The organism is Luteibacter sp. dw_328 (assembly GCF_018449605.1).
Classification (GTDB): domain Bacteria; phylum Pseudomonadota; class Gammaproteobacteria; order Xanthomonadales; family Rhodanobacteraceae; genus Luteibacter.
This window is the reverse complement of sequence record NZ_JAAVUW010000001.1, coordinates 633,218-648,832: the sequence shown is the minus strand read 5'-3', so window position 1 is coordinate 648,832 and position 15,615 is coordinate 633,218. Positions and strand designations below refer to the sequence as shown.

Annotated in this window: 8 protein-coding genes; 4 read left to right on the top strand and 4 right to left on the bottom strand. The window is 60.5% G+C overall.

Going from position 1 to position 15,615, the window contains the following annotated elements:
• Window positions 1-20: 20 nt before the first annotated feature.
• Both HB634_RS02960 and HB634_RS02955 read right to left on the bottom strand, forming a co-directional pair.
• On the bottom strand, window positions 21-2,096 hold the full coding sequence (locus HB634_RS02960; protein ID WP_213947473.1) for an SMP-30/gluconolactonase/LRE family protein: 2,076 nt from the start codon (window positions 2,094-2,096) through the stop codon (window positions 21-23).
• A gap of 748 nt (window positions 2,097-2,844) precedes the next feature.
• Window positions 2,845-4,125, bottom strand: coding sequence for an Nramp family divalent metal transporter (locus tag HB634_RS02955; RefSeq protein WP_213947472.1), 1,281 nt, complete (start codon window positions 4,123-4,125; stop codon window positions 2,845-2,847).
• Window positions 4,126-4,321: 196 nt separating this feature from the next.
• Between HB634_RS02955 and HB634_RS02950 the strand changes: the two genes are divergently transcribed.
• Window positions 4,322-4,708, top strand: coding sequence for a hypothetical protein (locus HB634_RS02950; RefSeq protein WP_213947471.1), 387 nt, complete (start codon window positions 4,322-4,324; stop codon window positions 4,706-4,708).
• 357 nt (window positions 4,709-5,065) lie between these two features.
• A complete protein-coding gene (locus tag HB634_RS02945) occupies window positions 5,066-6,610 on the top strand; it encodes a serine hydrolase domain-containing protein (RefSeq protein WP_213947470.1) in 1,545 nt (514 codons plus the stop codon).
• Window positions 6,611-7,204: 594 nt separating this feature from the next.
• Here the strand turns inward: HB634_RS02945 and HB634_RS02940 are convergent.
• Both HB634_RS02940 and HB634_RS02935 read right to left on the bottom strand, forming a co-directional pair.
• The gene (locus HB634_RS02940; protein ID WP_213947469.1) at window positions 7,205-7,972 is read right to left on the bottom strand and encodes a hypothetical protein; all 768 of its coding nucleotides are present in this window, start codon (window positions 7,970-7,972) and stop codon (window positions 7,205-7,207) included.
• A 286-nt stretch (window positions 7,973-8,258) separates the two neighbouring features.
• Window positions 8,259-8,822, bottom strand: coding sequence for a hypothetical protein (locus HB634_RS02935; protein ID WP_213947468.1), 564 nt, complete (start codon window positions 8,820-8,822; stop codon window positions 8,259-8,261).
• A 262-nt stretch (window positions 8,823-9,084) separates the two neighbouring features.
• On the opposite strand from HB634_RS02935, the gene HB634_RS02930 reads away from it, so the two are divergent.
• Window positions 9,085-12,870, top strand: a complete 3,786-nt coding sequence (locus HB634_RS02930) for a hypothetical protein (protein ID WP_213947467.1) — start codon at window positions 9,085-9,087, stop codon at window positions 12,868-12,870.
• A 681-nt stretch (window positions 12,871-13,551) separates the two neighbouring features.
• Window positions 13,552-15,594, top strand: a complete 2,043-nt coding sequence (locus HB634_RS02925; RefSeq protein WP_213947466.1) for a hypothetical protein — start codon at window positions 13,552-13,554, stop codon at window positions 15,592-15,594.
• The last annotated feature ends 21 nt before the right edge of the window (window positions 15,595-15,615 follow it).

The window sequence follows — 15,615 nt, the reverse complement described above, 5'->3', positions numbered from 1 at the left end:
ATACCTCTCCATGGGTGATGTCATTGCAATGTTACCGGCACATCGCGACGGCGCTCGGCGATGTTGCCGGACCAATCCCTCGCGATAATACGCACAAGATAATCGCCAGGCGGCAGGACTTGGGCGTCCCATGCGCCTTCGCGCGCTTCGCCGTGACGAAGCACGTGCGTGACCGCGTACAGGAAGCGCGTACGTACGCTCCCGTGGACGGTCTCGCCGCTGTCGGGTGCGTAGATCACGCGCGTCGCGGCATCATCGGTAGGAATCGAGTCAAAAACGATGTTCATTCGAGGCTGCTCGAAGCCGGGGGCGGGCGTGCCATCCCTGGTAAGCACCTGATAGCCGACGGCATACAGACCCAAACGGCGTCGGGCCAGATTGCCGTCGACCTGATCCCAAGCCTCTACGACGATCTGAATGCCGCCTTGGTTGCGCGGAATCAGCAGCCGGTTCGCTGCCTTCCGACGAAGGACTGTTCCGGAGGCATCGCGGAACTCCACGGCGTCGATAGTCGGTAGCACATGATCGACGAATCCAATAAAGCCGAGTTCGAATGCGTTGCGATTGCCGACATTGCCAGTCAATGCCAGGTGTGTATGCGCCATCGCATTGACGGTGCCCAGCACGTCGCCCGCGCGGAAGCGGGTGCCTCGACGCACCTGCACCCGCCCCGGCTTGCCGTCGTCGCCTGCGACAATGACGAACCGTTGAGGGTCCAGCGATTGACCACGTGCATTGCGCCCGACGCGCATGTGAATGTAATCGATGCGGTCGATCGCCAGGCCTTCATTGAGCTTGCCGAACCCCCACGTCGCCAGCGGATCGCTGACCTTGGCGTCGGCAATTGCATGGACTTCTGCGCCAACGTCTGCACGCACATCGAGCCCGGCGTGCAGGTGATCCCGACTTTCGCCACGATCGTTGCCGCGCACCTCCCCGGGTACGCCGACGATTTCGTGCCAGGCGTCCTGGGGGGCAATGGGCCAGCGGCCTTCCGTCGCGGGAAGCGGCGCGCCGGGCGCCGGTCCCACGGGGGCGGGTGGGTGGGATGGCGCCGTGTCATCCACGCGATAGATACGCGCGGCGGCGGCATCGGTCACCACGAGATGGCGACCATCGAAGGCGAGTGAGGCAGGCTGCGATAGGGCCTGACTGGGGTCCTCGCCGGTCATCGTCTGCAACGTCCCGTCATAGCCGTAACGCAAGACTCGTCCGTGCGCCGCCTCGGTGACATACACCGCGTCGGCGTCCGCAACGATGCCGAGTGGACGCCGCAACGGTGCGTCGTAATCCTCAACCGCGGATTGGGCGAGCGTGCTGACGGTTCCGTCCGGAGCAATGCGCCTGATGGCGCGGTTGCGTGTGTCCGCGACCCAGATGGAACCGTCTGGGTCAACGGCGAGCGAGCAGGGCGTGTCGAATCGCGCCTGCGCGGCGGGACCGTCCTGGAAGCCCGGTGTGCCGCCAGCAAGGGTGGTGACTGTGCCCCGCGCATCGATCCGGCGAATGCGGTGGTTATAGGTATCGGCGACATAGATGTCACCGCGGTCGCTGACGGCCACCCCGAGAGGTCCGTTGAAGCGTGCATCGCGTCCATAGCCGTCCCGGTCGCCGCGTCCGTGTCCGCCGGCGAGGGTCGTGACCGTGCCCTGTGCATCGACACGGCGGATCGCATCGTTGCCGGTGTCTGCCACGTAGAGAACACCCGCCGTGTCGATAGCGAGGCCCGATGGGGTATCGAAGCGCGCCGTGGCTGCCGGTCCATCGACAAAGCCGGAGACCGAGCCAGAGAAGGCACTGCTTCGTCCCGTGCGGTCGATAGCGCGAATGCGATCGTTATCGCCCGCGTCGGCCACGAATATGCGGCCATCTCCGGCTACAACGACGCCCCATGGGTCGGAGAATCGCGCAGGCACGCCCTCGAGAAAGCCAGCCACGCCATCGCCGGCGATCAGGCTCAGATGCGCTACACCGCGTGCGAAGCGCGGCCCCGCCACTGTGTCGTCGGCCGCTTCGTGAGGCGCAGGTGCGCCGGCCCCCGGATGACGCTCACCGGTGCAGCCATAGCCGCCGACAACGGCGATGGATAAGCACATCAGGGCTAACCTCATCGACTTGCCATGTCGCACTATCGAGGATCCGTCCAAGGCATTGTCGAGAGCTTAGCTCAGCTCGGCCCAGGCACCAACCCGTGCACCCGCGGCGACCTGGGCGAATCTGTCCTGCGCGCGATTCCCGATCTCACGGAAGCACTGCGAGAATCAGACGTCGATGTTTCTTGTACGTTAGAGTTGGAAACCAACCACGGATGCTTCTCGCAACAACTGACTACAACGCTTGTCTTGCACCGAACCCGCTAAGCGGGTGTAGGACAGGGAAAGGTATCAGCAGTCGGACCATCCAGGGATCCGATAGATAGACTTGTACGGTTCCTCGACAACCACGACTTTGCCATGCCGTCAGGACCTGCTTAGTGAAGAACATTCTCTTCGACATGGACGGCGTCCTGGTGGAGGCACGTAAACACGCGATAACCCCGCGTTCGTAGGTCATCGAGTTGGCAGCGTCGGTGGCCACGACCGCCGGCATGGCCATCCTTACCAACGATGGCCGGCTGCTTGCCAATCACTGGGAGGCGATCGTGCCTGAGTTCTTTCCGGTCTTCGCCGGACGGGCGTTGGTCTCTGCGGACTTCGGAGCGGCGAAACCGGGCAGGAGGCTATTGTGGCGTTCTTGCGAAGCGCTTAGGCGTTGGGGGCAGGTAAAGCGGTCGCCACCCGCTTACGAATGGGAAGGTAAGAAATAACCAAGACTCCTTCCTGCCCCGCCGCTGGGCACGCATTCTCAGCTGCCCTTTCCCATCGTGGCGAACATGACGACGGCGGCGACAAGCATAACGAACGTAGCGATCCATCCCAGGATCTTCAGACCTCGGCCAATACCGTGGTTGCCCATGGTCTTCGGGCGGTTTGCGATGATCATGATGGCGACCATCATCGGCACCGCACAAATCCCATTGACCACCGCGCTCCAGAAAAGGGCCTTGATGGGGTCAATCGGGGTGAGGTTGAGGAGTGCCCCAACCAGCATGGAGCCAACGAGCACGCCATAGAACAACTTCGCGTCCGCCGGCTTATGTTCAAGGCCATAAGCCGCGCGCATCGTTCCCGCAACCGTAAAGGCGGTCGCGCCCGCAAGGACGGGCACGGCGAGCATGCCCGTGCCGACGATACCCATGGAGAACAACGCGAAGGCGAACTTACCGGCCACCGGCTTGAGGGCTTCGGCAGCTTCAGAAGACGATTGAATGTCAGTCTTTCCGTGCGCATGTAGAACGACGGCAGCAGTGAGAATGATGAAGAACGCCACGACGTTCGACACCACCATGCCCACGGAGGTATCGATCGCAATGCGCTTGAATGCGTCCGGGGCCTGTTCATCCGCATGCTTGAGCGGCTCGCGCTCATCGCTATCGCGGATTTCCTCGACTTCCTGAGCGGCCTGCCAGCTAAACAGGTAAGGGCTGATGGTGGTGCCCAGAATCGCGACGATGGCCGTTGCATACGCGGCCGTCGTCTGAAAGGCGGGAATGAACGTGCCTTTCGTGGCCTCCGCCCAAGGGACCTTTATGACGAAGACCGTGGCAACGTACGTGAGCAGGCTGAGCGCGAGGAATTTGAGAATGGGCGAGTAGCGGCTGAATGGGACATAGACCTGTAGTGCGGTCGAGACAACGGCCAATATGCACGCATATAAAAGCGTGGGTCCGCCGATGAGTAAGTTGACCGCAGCGCCCATCGCGCCCAGGTCGGCGCCAATGTTGATGACGTTGGCGACGACCAGCAACACCGTGATGCTCCAGACCAGCCCCTTGGGGAAGTTCCGCATCATGTTGTCGGCCAGACCCCGCCCGGTCACGCGGCCAATCCGGGCGCTGACCATCTGGATACCAATCATCAGGGGCAGCGCGAGGACCAGGGTCCAAAGGGTGGCGTAGCCGAACTGCGCGCCTACTTGAGAATAGGTCGCCACTCCACTGGGGTCATCGTCCGCAGCCCCCGTGACAAGCCCTCCACCGAGTCGCTTCCACCAAGGGTCCGAGGAGGTGGAGTCAGGCTTGGGCATGGAGATGTCCGAATGTGGGGTAGGCGGATGCTTCGCGTAAGGCCGTGAACCCGCCGCGAAGCGCCCACCGACCAAATCACTATTCTTTCCTGGGGCTTTCTCGCGGGTCGAATGGGCGTCAACCCGATGTCAGCAGGGGGCAGGGCGCACATCGCCGACCAGCGCTTATTGGGGCCTGCGCAGCGCATACTGCGTTATGACTAACCCCACCATCCTTATCCTCGACCCCCACCGCGAACTCGCCGACATGGCGGCCGAAGTCCTGTCGGCCCGGGGCTACGTGGTGGTGGTGGCCGAGCGCTTCGAAAAAGCGCTGACGGCGCTCGATTCAGTGCCGACGATTCGTCTCGCCGTTTGCCACGCCACGCTCCCCTCCGACGGTCGTCCCGAGCCCGTGTCCATTCTTGAAGAGCTGGCGCCGCGAGCAGACATTGCGTTGGTCGTCATTTCCTCCCGCCCCTTCGAAGATGTTCCAGGAATACCTGAGCGGGCCGTTCGACTTGCCAAGCCCTTTGGAGCGAGCGAGCTTCTCGATGCCATCGCGCGGGCGTCGCGGACGAGCGGCGTGACACCACGCACTTAAAGGAGGCGGTCCGGAGACCATCCCCGACGTGGCTCACCAGAGTATCAACGTGGAAAGCTCCAGGTCATTCCGTGCGAATTACTGTATCAGGCTGATATTCGCGTAGAACGCCAGCAAGGCCCCGAGTACGACGCCACCGCTAACGATCAAGAAATTCTCGGTGTGGAAATAGCGCAGGATTCAGCGTCGCCACACTTTGGTCGTCCGCATAAGACCGATTGACGCGGGCCGGGCGGAGCGGGCTATGATCCGCCGGCATGAGGACCGGGCAGCTGCGCGCTTGAGCTTTCCCTCGTCGACGCCATTCCCGTGTCGGCGTGCTGCGCTGGCGTTCATGGATGACTGGAGAAGTGCCATATGTCGATCACGATTGCGCAACGTCGGACACCGCGCCTTTCCGGGAAACTGGCGGTCCTTGCGTTCGTTGCTTTTTCGATTCCGCTCGTTTCGGCTGCTGAGTCAGCTACCGATAATTCTTCGTGGGAAAACCACCTTCGCCCCGCGATCGTGGAGGCCGACCGGCCCGTTCCGCACTGGTCGCTTCGCGACCGGATGGCGTACTACCACATCCCCGGCGTTGCCATCGCGGTGTTGCGCAATGGCAAGGTTTGGCAGGTGAAGGGGTACGGGCTTCGGGAAGTTGGCACGAATGACAAAGTCGATGGCGATACGCTTTTTTCGGCTGGCTCGATCAGTAAGGTAGCGACAGCCGTGATGATCCTGCGCATGGTGCAGGCAGGGAAGCTGGACCTTGACCGCAATATCGATACCTACCTGACGAGCTGGCATGTTCCGGCCACCAAGGACACGCCCCATCCCGAGGTAACCCTGCGCATGCTGATGTCGCATACCTCCGGGTTCAACGTGGGCGGCTTTCCTGATTTCCTGCCTCAGGAACAAGTGCCGACCTTGCTGCAAACGCTGGACGGTCTGCCGCCTGCGAAACACCATGCCGTTCGACTTATCTACCCGCCGGGCTCGCGCTACGCCTATTCGGGAGGGGGCATCGAGGTGGAGCAGCAGGTACTCGAAGACGTGACCCACACCGATTTCGCCACGGCGGCCCGCACCTGGCTGCTCGATCCGCTGCATATGCAGCGCAGCACGTTTGAGAGTCCCTTGTCGGCCTCGCGCGGCAATATCGCGAAGGCCCACGATGAGCAAGGCAAGCTCATCGCGTTGCCGCGTGGCTGGCAGTCGTTTCCCGAGCAGGCCGCTTCGGGACTTTGGACGAACGCGAACGAACTCGGCGCCATGGTCGCTGTGCTGATCGAGAGCTATCGGGGGCATAACGGGTTCCTGTCGCGCGCCCTTGCCACACAAATGATGAGCCCGGTCTCGCCCAGCCCTCAGGGGCTTGGACCGGAGCTATTGGGATCGGGCAACGGACGGGTCTTCTTCCACAGCGGCTCCAACGACAACTACCGCGCCTGGATGGAGGGTTACCTGGAGACAGGCGACGGCTTCGTGATCCTCACCAACAGCCCCAACGGTGCTCGCCTGCGCCTGGAAATCCGGCATGCGTTGTCCGACATGATCGGTCAGGGCGTGGATCCGGTATTGCATGCTGTTGAACTCGATCCTGCGGACGTCTCCTATGCGGACTACCAGGGCACGTATCGCCTGGATAACAGCGTGCCCATGGACATTCGCGGTCGACTCGCCGATGACTTTGATGCGGACTCGTTTCAGATCACGATGGCCCACGGCAAGGCATCGATGCGAGTGCCTGGCGACGATAACGTGCACCAGCTACAGGCCCTGTCGCCGACACGCTTCGTCGATCCGGATTCCGACTCCATGCCTCTCATGCAGCTTGAGTTTCATCGCGACGGGCGCGGCAAGGTCCGTGCCGTTAGCGTGGAAAGCGGCGATTATCGAGCCTACTACCTATGCCAATGAAAATGCGTCGATGGTTGGTTTGCCTTGGTCTGGCCCTGGCTGCAGGCCCCACATTCGCAGAGCCTTCCGGATGCGTTCGGCCAGACATCTCGGGCTCACGTGAACTTGAGCGGTTCCTTAGCCTTCGTGCCGTTGAAGTGGTCAGGCTGGCAGCACGCTCGGATGACGGGCTAGGGGCGCTGATCGCCCCATCCGCGAGTTTCAACCTTGGCGCAGGCGACGTAGGCCGTCCATTGGGAACGGGCGTCGATGGCGCTCGTGCGCTCGCGCGAACGATGAAGGCGGACACTTACCGCTTTCTTGGTTGGGACTATATGGACATACCGACAGATCCCTGCTCGCAGCGCAAGGTCGTCGTAGAGTTCATCGATAGCCAGGGCAAGAGCGTTTCCCGAATGGAGTTCACCTTTGAAGCAGGTCGCGTGGTGAGCGCCGATGGCTGGGAGAGATCGTTCGAAACTGGGCGGTTATAGCGGCAGGCATCGCCGGGCCGCGAATATCCACATCCGACCCGAAGCGGACGTTCGGGAAGGCGATTAGATCGGGTGATCGGGGGCAGGGAGTGGACCAGAAATGCAGCCAGCGAGGTAACAGCTAGGCGGCGGAGCAGGGCGGTTCCTCGGCGTTGCCAAATGCTTGCCGCTTCTTCACTACCTCATCCAAGGCGCCCTGAAGGTGCATATCCATGGCCTCGAGTCGGCTCTTCGTTAAGGATGAGGTCCAGGTCAACACGTAAAAGAGAAGCAGCGCGAAACCAAACAGCCAGTCGGCCCATGATAAGTGGTGACCCTCGATCAATTGGCGGCCTTGAAAATAGACGGCGACCATGACGGGGATAACGCCCAGCGTAGGAATCGCACCGGCTAGCATAGGAAGCTTCTGTGTATAGCGTTCCCTGCGAAAGGCGGCCATTGAGGCGTACTTTTCGAGCCTGTCCTCGGGCTGGGCAATTAGCCAGTTGCGAAGCTCGAAATGGTGGGGGAAGTCATGGTCAAGCTGCTTCGAAAAATCTTCCAGCGGTCGAAGCACGCTCCTGAACTCTCCACGCGTGAACCACATGCTCATTGCCAGTCCGACCACTTCTATGAAAAGGACTGCCAGAAGCAGGGCCGCCTGGATGACGCCACCTATGGCTAATCTGGGCACAACCAGAGCTGCCAGGTAGGCAAGCGCGACGGTAAGCAAGCCGATGCTCGACCACCGGCGCGACTTTGGTGAGGGCGTGTCGTAGTCCGGCATGGAAGACAGCCGCCGGTTCAAGGACGCAAAGGTCAGCAAGTCATCAGTCGGCATAGCATCCGCGGGAAGGCTGTCCCTGCGAGCAGCACCGTGTTCACCCGTTGGCAAAGCTGTCGATTCCATGCGATGTCCTGATTCTGCGCGCCGCCCCCTGGCGGCCATTGCTTTGGAACTATAGCTTGAGATCGTCAGGTGGGAACTTGATGCACCCATTCGTCGGCAGGTGACTTGCTGGGCTTAGGAGATGACATCGAGCTCCGGAGCGGTAGGGGTTTGCCAAGGAACTGGGGGCGGTGTCGCTATGCCTATATGTTCGCATTCTTGGTCGTTTGGGCTGTGTGTTGCGCTGATTTGATCGATAGAAATAGGCTTATCTCGTCGGCACATGGCGTCGCGGCGTTGCCGGAAGTCAGTTGCGCGGCATGTTGCGCGATCCCTGGCCGATCACGCAACACTTTCTAGCATTAGCAAATTGCTCAATGAGCGATCTGTTGCGTCGACATGATCCGGACATGCCAGCAGCATGAACCGATATCGTGGCTCGGATGCCGAATTTGCGTAGATGCTCATATAACCATTCCAGGCAAACTCGGCCGTTTGGCCGATTGATAATAATGACGATCGTAATAAAGTCGTAAATGTAAGCTTCCGGGTCGAACCCGAGAGCTTCGAGCGCATTTGCCACGCGTAGCATGCCGGCACCGTAGCCAGGCAAAGGCGTCGTCCCGTCTGGGCCGAGGATTACGACGAGGTGGGCGGCGGCGAGCGCGAGGTCGACATAGCCGACCTCGTCTGCCCGGGCCGCAATCAGCTGCGCCCGAAACCGTGCTTCATCGAGATCTGAGGCCAAGGCCGCATCATTCATGTCGGCCGCTTCCCGCACCAGAGCGGCGATACTGAGGATGTTGTATTCACGCGAATCCACGCCGGGAGTATAGCCATTGCCGAAACGGCGGCGGCGTGCCGGCGACATATGTCCCTAGTGCGGGCCGCCTCACCTCGCCTATGCCACTTGATGACGCAGTCGACGGGCTCATGGCATTCGACGCGATTCTGGTCGATATCGTTGCCCCCGCCGTACGCCCGACTGAGTGCTCGCGTCCGACCGGGACGGTGCCTTCCCGGCCGGACGCGGTTAAACTGCCTCACCCGCCCATGCCGGGCGGTCCACAGGGAACCATCATGGATGTTCGACCTGGCCATGGAGAGGCGCATCGGCCGCCTCCGAGTTGCGCGTGCCCGACCGCCCGGAGCGGGCACTATCGAGCGACGAGCGCATGATCACTAAGCGCTATCCGCTTCGGACCCGTCTGAAGGCAGCGTCCGCGTTTCTCCGCGCTGCCGGGGCATCGCTCGTTGAGTATATTCCGGTGGAGGACGCCCTAGCGCCGCTTACGCCGATGCTGCTGGAACCCGCGACCTCGAACGGGTACGAGCGTGAACTGTCCATTGCGATGGTCAACCCGCAGGTCAGGAACATCGCCATTACCGGTGGGTATGGCGCAGGCAAAAGTAGCCTGATCCTCACTTTCAAGGAACATCATCCCCAGTTTACGTACGCAGCGATCTCGCTAGCGACGTTCCGCAAGGACGGCGAGATCGTATCGACCGCCGATGAGCCGGCGGAGGCAGGCCCTAACGAACCGGCGCCGGACAAGCCCAAGGTCGTCGAGCTCATCGCCAGACTCGAAGAGGCCATCGTTCAGCAGTTGCTGTACGCGGTCCCGGCGAGCAAGCTGCCGCGCAGTCGACTGAAGCGCATCGTACAAGCCTCGCGTGGCCGGGCGGTGCTGACCACGCTGCTGCTTCTGGTGGGCGGGCTGTCGGTGTTACGCCTGATTCTGCCGCTGGACCCGGCGCCCGCTGCCCTGCAGCCGGCTTGGCTCAGCCCCACGCTTCTGGCGCTTCCTGCAGGAGGCGCGTTGGTCGCTGCCATCGGTGTACTAGCGTGCCTCATTTACGCCGTCGCGCGGTCGCTCTCCTTGATCAACATCGATGGCTGGTCCCTCAAGGGAGGCAAGATCGAGACCGTGCACCATGGCTCCGTGCTGCACAAGAACGTCGATGAGATTCTGTATTGCTTTCAGAACAGCACCATCGATGTCGTGATCATCGAGGACCTCGACCGGTTCGGCGTCCAGGACATCTTCTTTCGGCTGCGTGAGATCAACGCCATCCTCAACGAGTCGCCGCAGATCAAGCGGACCGTCCGCTTCATCTATGCCCTCAACGACGAGCTCTTCGCCGGCGGCGAGAAGACGAAATTCTTTGACTTGGTCGTTCCCATCGTACCGGTGATCAACACCGAAAACTCGCACGCAAAAATGGTCGAGATGCTACGGAAGCGCCCGTTTGGCGCTCAAACCTACGCCGATCAGCTCGATCCTGAGCTGGTGGAGACGGTGTGCTATCGCATCGACGACATGCGGCTGGTCAAGAACATTGTCAACGAGTTCCACCTGTTCGCGCGCATCCTGATGACCGAAGTGCGGCTGAACTGGGACAAGCTGTTCGCGATCATCGTGCTTAAGAACCTGCATTCCGATCACTATTGGGGGTTGAACAAGCGCCAGGGTTTTGTCTACGAGCTGATCGCTGGCTATACGGAATGGCGCGGCGAACAGGCAGCCGTCGTCAGGGCCGAGATGGCGGACCTTGAGCAGCTTCTTAAGGACAAGCAGGCGGACGTCGCGCGGAGTAAGCACGAGCTGAGAATGCTCGCCTGGTATTACCTTCAAGGCCGATCCACCGGGCCGGCGGCAACCCACATCCGCAAGGACAACACCGGACACAGCATGGCCGAATTCCTCGACGACGAGGTGTTCGATGACTTTGCTACCTCGCGCTCGGCCCAGGTCCTCGCGGTGGTGAACAATGGCGTGATCAGTCAGCCGTTCCGCTTGTCAGAGATCCTTGAAGAAATGGACTACACCGCGCGCCTTGCCGCCATCAGCGCCGACGACGATCACGTCCACGCCGACCTGGCGGCCAAGGCGATATACATTGACGACCTACAGAAAATGCCCCTCAAGGAGGCTATGCGGACGGGCTACCAAACCCGGTACAGCCAGCAGCTGGCAGAGCACGGCACGATCAAGTATCTGCTGACTGCCGGTCATCTTGACCAAGACTATCCCGATTATCTGGGCCACTTCTATGGCCATACGATCGGCCGGGAGGATATGAATCTACTGCTGGCCCTTCGCCAAGGCGACACCTGCGAGGTCGGTACACCGATCGAGGAGCCCGTGAAGCTGCTGAGGAAGCTGCGCCTCGAGCATATCGACCAGGGCCGCGGCATCATGGCCGACCTCGTCGGGTACCTGTGCAAGCCTTACCCTCCGACGGCTTCGAGCCCCTACGCGTCATACCGTCAGAAGGTGTTCAACGACGCGGACGCGCACATCGACCGCTTCGCGATCGCCGTACGCATGCTGGTCGATCGCGGGCAGGGCGTTGACCTTGTACGCGCAATCGTCGCTCTCAAACCCACGCTAATTGGAAAGGTTCTGGCGGCGGGCGGTGTCGCCGACAACGCGTGGAAGCCAGCATTTGTCGTGGCCATCCTCGATGCGCTGAGCGAAAGCGAGCTGGCGACGCTGGAGGACAGCGCCTCAATCCAACATGGTATTGAGGCGCTCACGGACGTAACGCTCCTGGTCGATAAGCTTGGTTCGACCGATGGGGCGTGGCCTTGGATGGCCGCTGCCGGCATTCGGTTCGGTTACCTGAGTACAGGGACCCGCCCGGCGGTCTTGGCGTCGTTGATCGCAGTCGACGCGTTGGCCCCGGCGTTTGAAATGCTGCAGCTGGTTGCCTCGAACGGGGAAGCTCACAAGGAGGCCAGCGTCACCGTCACCGTGCGCCGGCTTCGCGCATCGGGCATCGACGGCGTCGACCGCTTCCTGACGGCGCATGGGGAAGCGATTGGGCGGGCATTGCTCGGCCAAACCGGTGAACTTGACGAAACGACCGAATCGTTGCTTTTCGCGCTTAAAGTCATGGAGCGCGACGAGGACCTGACGGTCGACTACTTCGAGCAAACCACGTGTATCTTTGCCGACCTCGATCAGCTACCTCCGATGGTGTGGGAGGCGGCCATGCAGTCCGACCGTGTCGAGGACCGCGTTGCGGCTATGCGATTGTACGAGCGCTTGCACGACGAAGAGGACGACGCGAAGGATTCGGACGCGGCGGACCGTCGATCGGTGCTCGCGGCCTACGCCGAGGCGCATGTGGACGAGGTGTACGGTGACCTTTGGGATGGCGATGCAGCCCCTGAACGCATGCAGCGATGGGTTCTCGCCGAGGCGAACCTTCCTGACAATGTCGCCGTTCGCCTTCTTTCGATGACAGTTATGGACGACCCCGATCTCCTTACGGAAGAGGTCAGCGATGTCCGGATTCAACGGCTCGCGGCGCTGAAGTGCCTGGCCTTATCGGCGGATCTATGGGCAGTCATCGCCGAGCGCTCAGTCGACGCGCAAGTAGCTTACCTTTCACCGTGGTGGAACCAGGTACGCAACTCGGCGATAGAATCATCGATCCCATTCGCCACGGCGTCGGTGCTGTATGAGCACGGTGTGATGCCTGTCGCGGATGCGTTGCGCGTGTTCGCCCGGTTCGACGATGCTGCCTTCACCGAGGCACCGACCGCGGTCGGGCTGCTTGCACGTCTTGCCGGTCAGGCGAATGCCGAGCATGTCTTCTTTCCAACGTCGCTCTCTCGTGTGTCGGCGCTCCTCATGAGTTTCAGCCATGTGGTTGAAACACTCGATCAGACAGCGCTACGGCACCTCCTGAGTCAGAGCATTCCCGAGATGACCTGGGCGGTGATCGCTGCTCTGTTGGAAGGCTTAGGTAGCGGCTGGGAAACGTTGCGCCCCCAACGAAGGTTCGTGGTCGCGCTAAAGCCCGGCGCGGAGCTCATTCTCCTTGCCCTTCAACGCCGCGATTTTTTAAGTTCACTCGACGTAGGCGAGAATGAGGCGACGGGGCGCATGCGTCGGAATGTCGCTTGATGACAGCGTTGGCCCGCGGGCTAAATAGCCGCGCGCGGCGGCGTCCGCTCACGACAGTCAACCCAGGCGAGGACGCATAGCGTCCGATGAACGATGCACGTGACCATGCGAACGAATTGCTACGTCAGACGATTCTGTAGCGATCTTTGACGGCCTTCCAGGTAGCGGAGCGGCTCGGACTGGCTGAGAGGCTGGCAGCATTGCCCCAGACTTTCGACAGATCTGGCCCGGAGACTTTGACGGCATGGTAGCCGCACTAATTGTCTATCTACTTAGATTTCCTAAGTTATTGATATGTGGCTGTTATGAATGAAAAGAGTCGAGATTTAGATGGCGGCCATAAGAAGTGAAATTCGATTTTGATCGGGTAAAGAACTAAAAGTCGACTTCTGTCGACTACGGCTAAAGAACCTCACATACGATAAACAGCGTCAGTGCAATGGACCTGCGAGACGCCTTGCCCGCAGAATCCACGTGACGGCATTGGTTCGGGGCGCGCTATTGGATCTCGGCACCTGTCCGCTGTCCATGCCGTAGACCTCCTTGGTGTTCACTTACGGGTCAAGGCACGGGCGGCCATACGGTGAACCTCCGATAGCACTTCTGACAGATTGCCGGCCACTGGGTAAGCGACTAGTTTTTCAGATACTTGGGTCGCTCGCCTGGGGATGGAGAACGCCGATGAAATGGTACAAGCTGCTTCGCGCAGTGAGCGCACTGCTTGTCTTCGGTCTGACCTTTCGCGATAGCTTTGCCGCCGGCGAACCGCCCGCTTCCCCAATCAAGTGGGAAGTCGCGAATCGGTTCCGACCACTCGATTTTGTCGACGACTCGAAGGCGGCTGAGCTCTTTGCTAAGTATCGAAGGGGAGCGTCAGAAGACCCGAAGGCTTGGGCGCGACGGGTCATTGAACTGGGCTCGCCATACACTTCGGAGAGAGCATCTCCGTGGGACGACGCAAAAGGAACTTATAAGGCAGGCTACATGGATCTTCCGGAGAAGCTCACCATTGCTACTTGGCTGGACCCCAAAGTCGGTAATCAGAGTCTGTGGAACGGGCACAGCTGTCACTGGCAGATCGCCGACGGCGACCCCGTGCGAATCGCCCCATGTGATGCCACGGTGCCTTTGGATAACGTGCCGAGCGCTGGGGCCACGATCACAGCGACAATCGACGGAACGAATCTCCAATATCACATCGTGGTGCCTGAGATTAAGCGATACGTCGTCCTGGGTCTCGGTGACTCGTATGCTGCGGGCGAAGGTGCGCCCGATGTACCCACGCAGTGGAAGAAGCCTCAATCTGCGCCATCTGTTCCCCGCGAGTCCCTCGAATTCGTATCGCTCGACCGCATGGCGGTTAGGGGTGCCAGCTGGGAATCGAACCTATGTAATCGGTCGTTCTACTCGTGGCAGAGCTTGGTGGCGCTCGACGCGGCTAGTGAGCCAACACACAGTCATGAGGTGGTGATCTTTGTGCATTTAGCCTGTGCGGGCGCGGAGGTGGTCGACGGCATGCTCAAACCGCAAGCGAAGCCGCCTGGTCACCTGGAGCGCACGTGCTCAGAGCTTAAAAACCACAAGGCCGCCGCCGCAGAAGACCAGCCGTACGGCTGCGACGCAAGGTACTCCCAGCTAAGGGCCGCTGTTGACCTGCTTTGTCCTGCGAGCAAGAGCGAGAGAATCTCGTTGTCTACGCTCGAAGCAATCAAACGACCGCTATTCGGGTTGCAATACGCCTCGGGAAGAAAAAACAAGCACGGGGTCACGTCAAAAGACCAGATCAAGTTAATCACGGACCTCCATCAGTGCCATGACAAGGAAGCGATGCTCGCCGTCGATCAGATTCTTCTAAGCATCGGGGGAAACGACGTCGGCTTCTCTGGAGTAATTGCAAACTCGCTTGTCCCACCGTATGGCAAAAACTTCGTGACTCAGAGAATTGTAGATAAGGCCCGGAATATGCTGGGCACTGTCACAGTCGATGGCATCCCCGGGGGCAATACGCGGCTCTCGGCGACCGATCGCATCCGTGATCTGCCCGTTCGTCTTCAGGTACTTCAGACGGCGTTTCAATCCCTGCTTGGCGTCTCGCCTGATCGGGTATTAGCCATTCAGTACCCGAATCCGCTACATTCCGATGAGAGCAATCCGTATACAAAGGCGATCCCTAACCAAGCCATTCCAAGTGGCGACGGCCGAGGACTGTTCTGTGGGAACGGGGCCTGGACCAATGTGAATAACCAATGGACGTCCTTCAAATCGCTTATTCCTTTCGGTTTCGGTAAGGGCTGGATGTTCAATCTCGCTCCGGAGGAGGCGCAGCTGGACCAGAAAGTCGTCATCGAACCGCTTAACAAAGTTATTGCGCAGAACCGCGCCGGATGGAAGGTGGCCCGTACGGCAAACGCATTCAAACTGCGTGGCTGGTGTTCCGGCGACTGGCCAAAACACTATTCGGCGGAATCTGCCTTCCTTTGGCATCCGTACGCAGATTCAGGTCGAGACGTCCGTACTGCGAACGATTCGTTTATTACGCAGTGGCCAGCGAAATCGAGTGGCCGCAAGGACGGATACTCGGGAACGTTTCATCCCAATGCGCAGGGTTATGCCGCGATCGCCGCGAACGTGATCTGCGCGTTGGCTAAGGATGGGGACGTTGTAGGTGAGGATGGAGCCTGCGTAGGGAGCCTGCACCCACCTTCAACGTCTGTCCCAAATTGACCCTCATCTTCGAACCCGGGC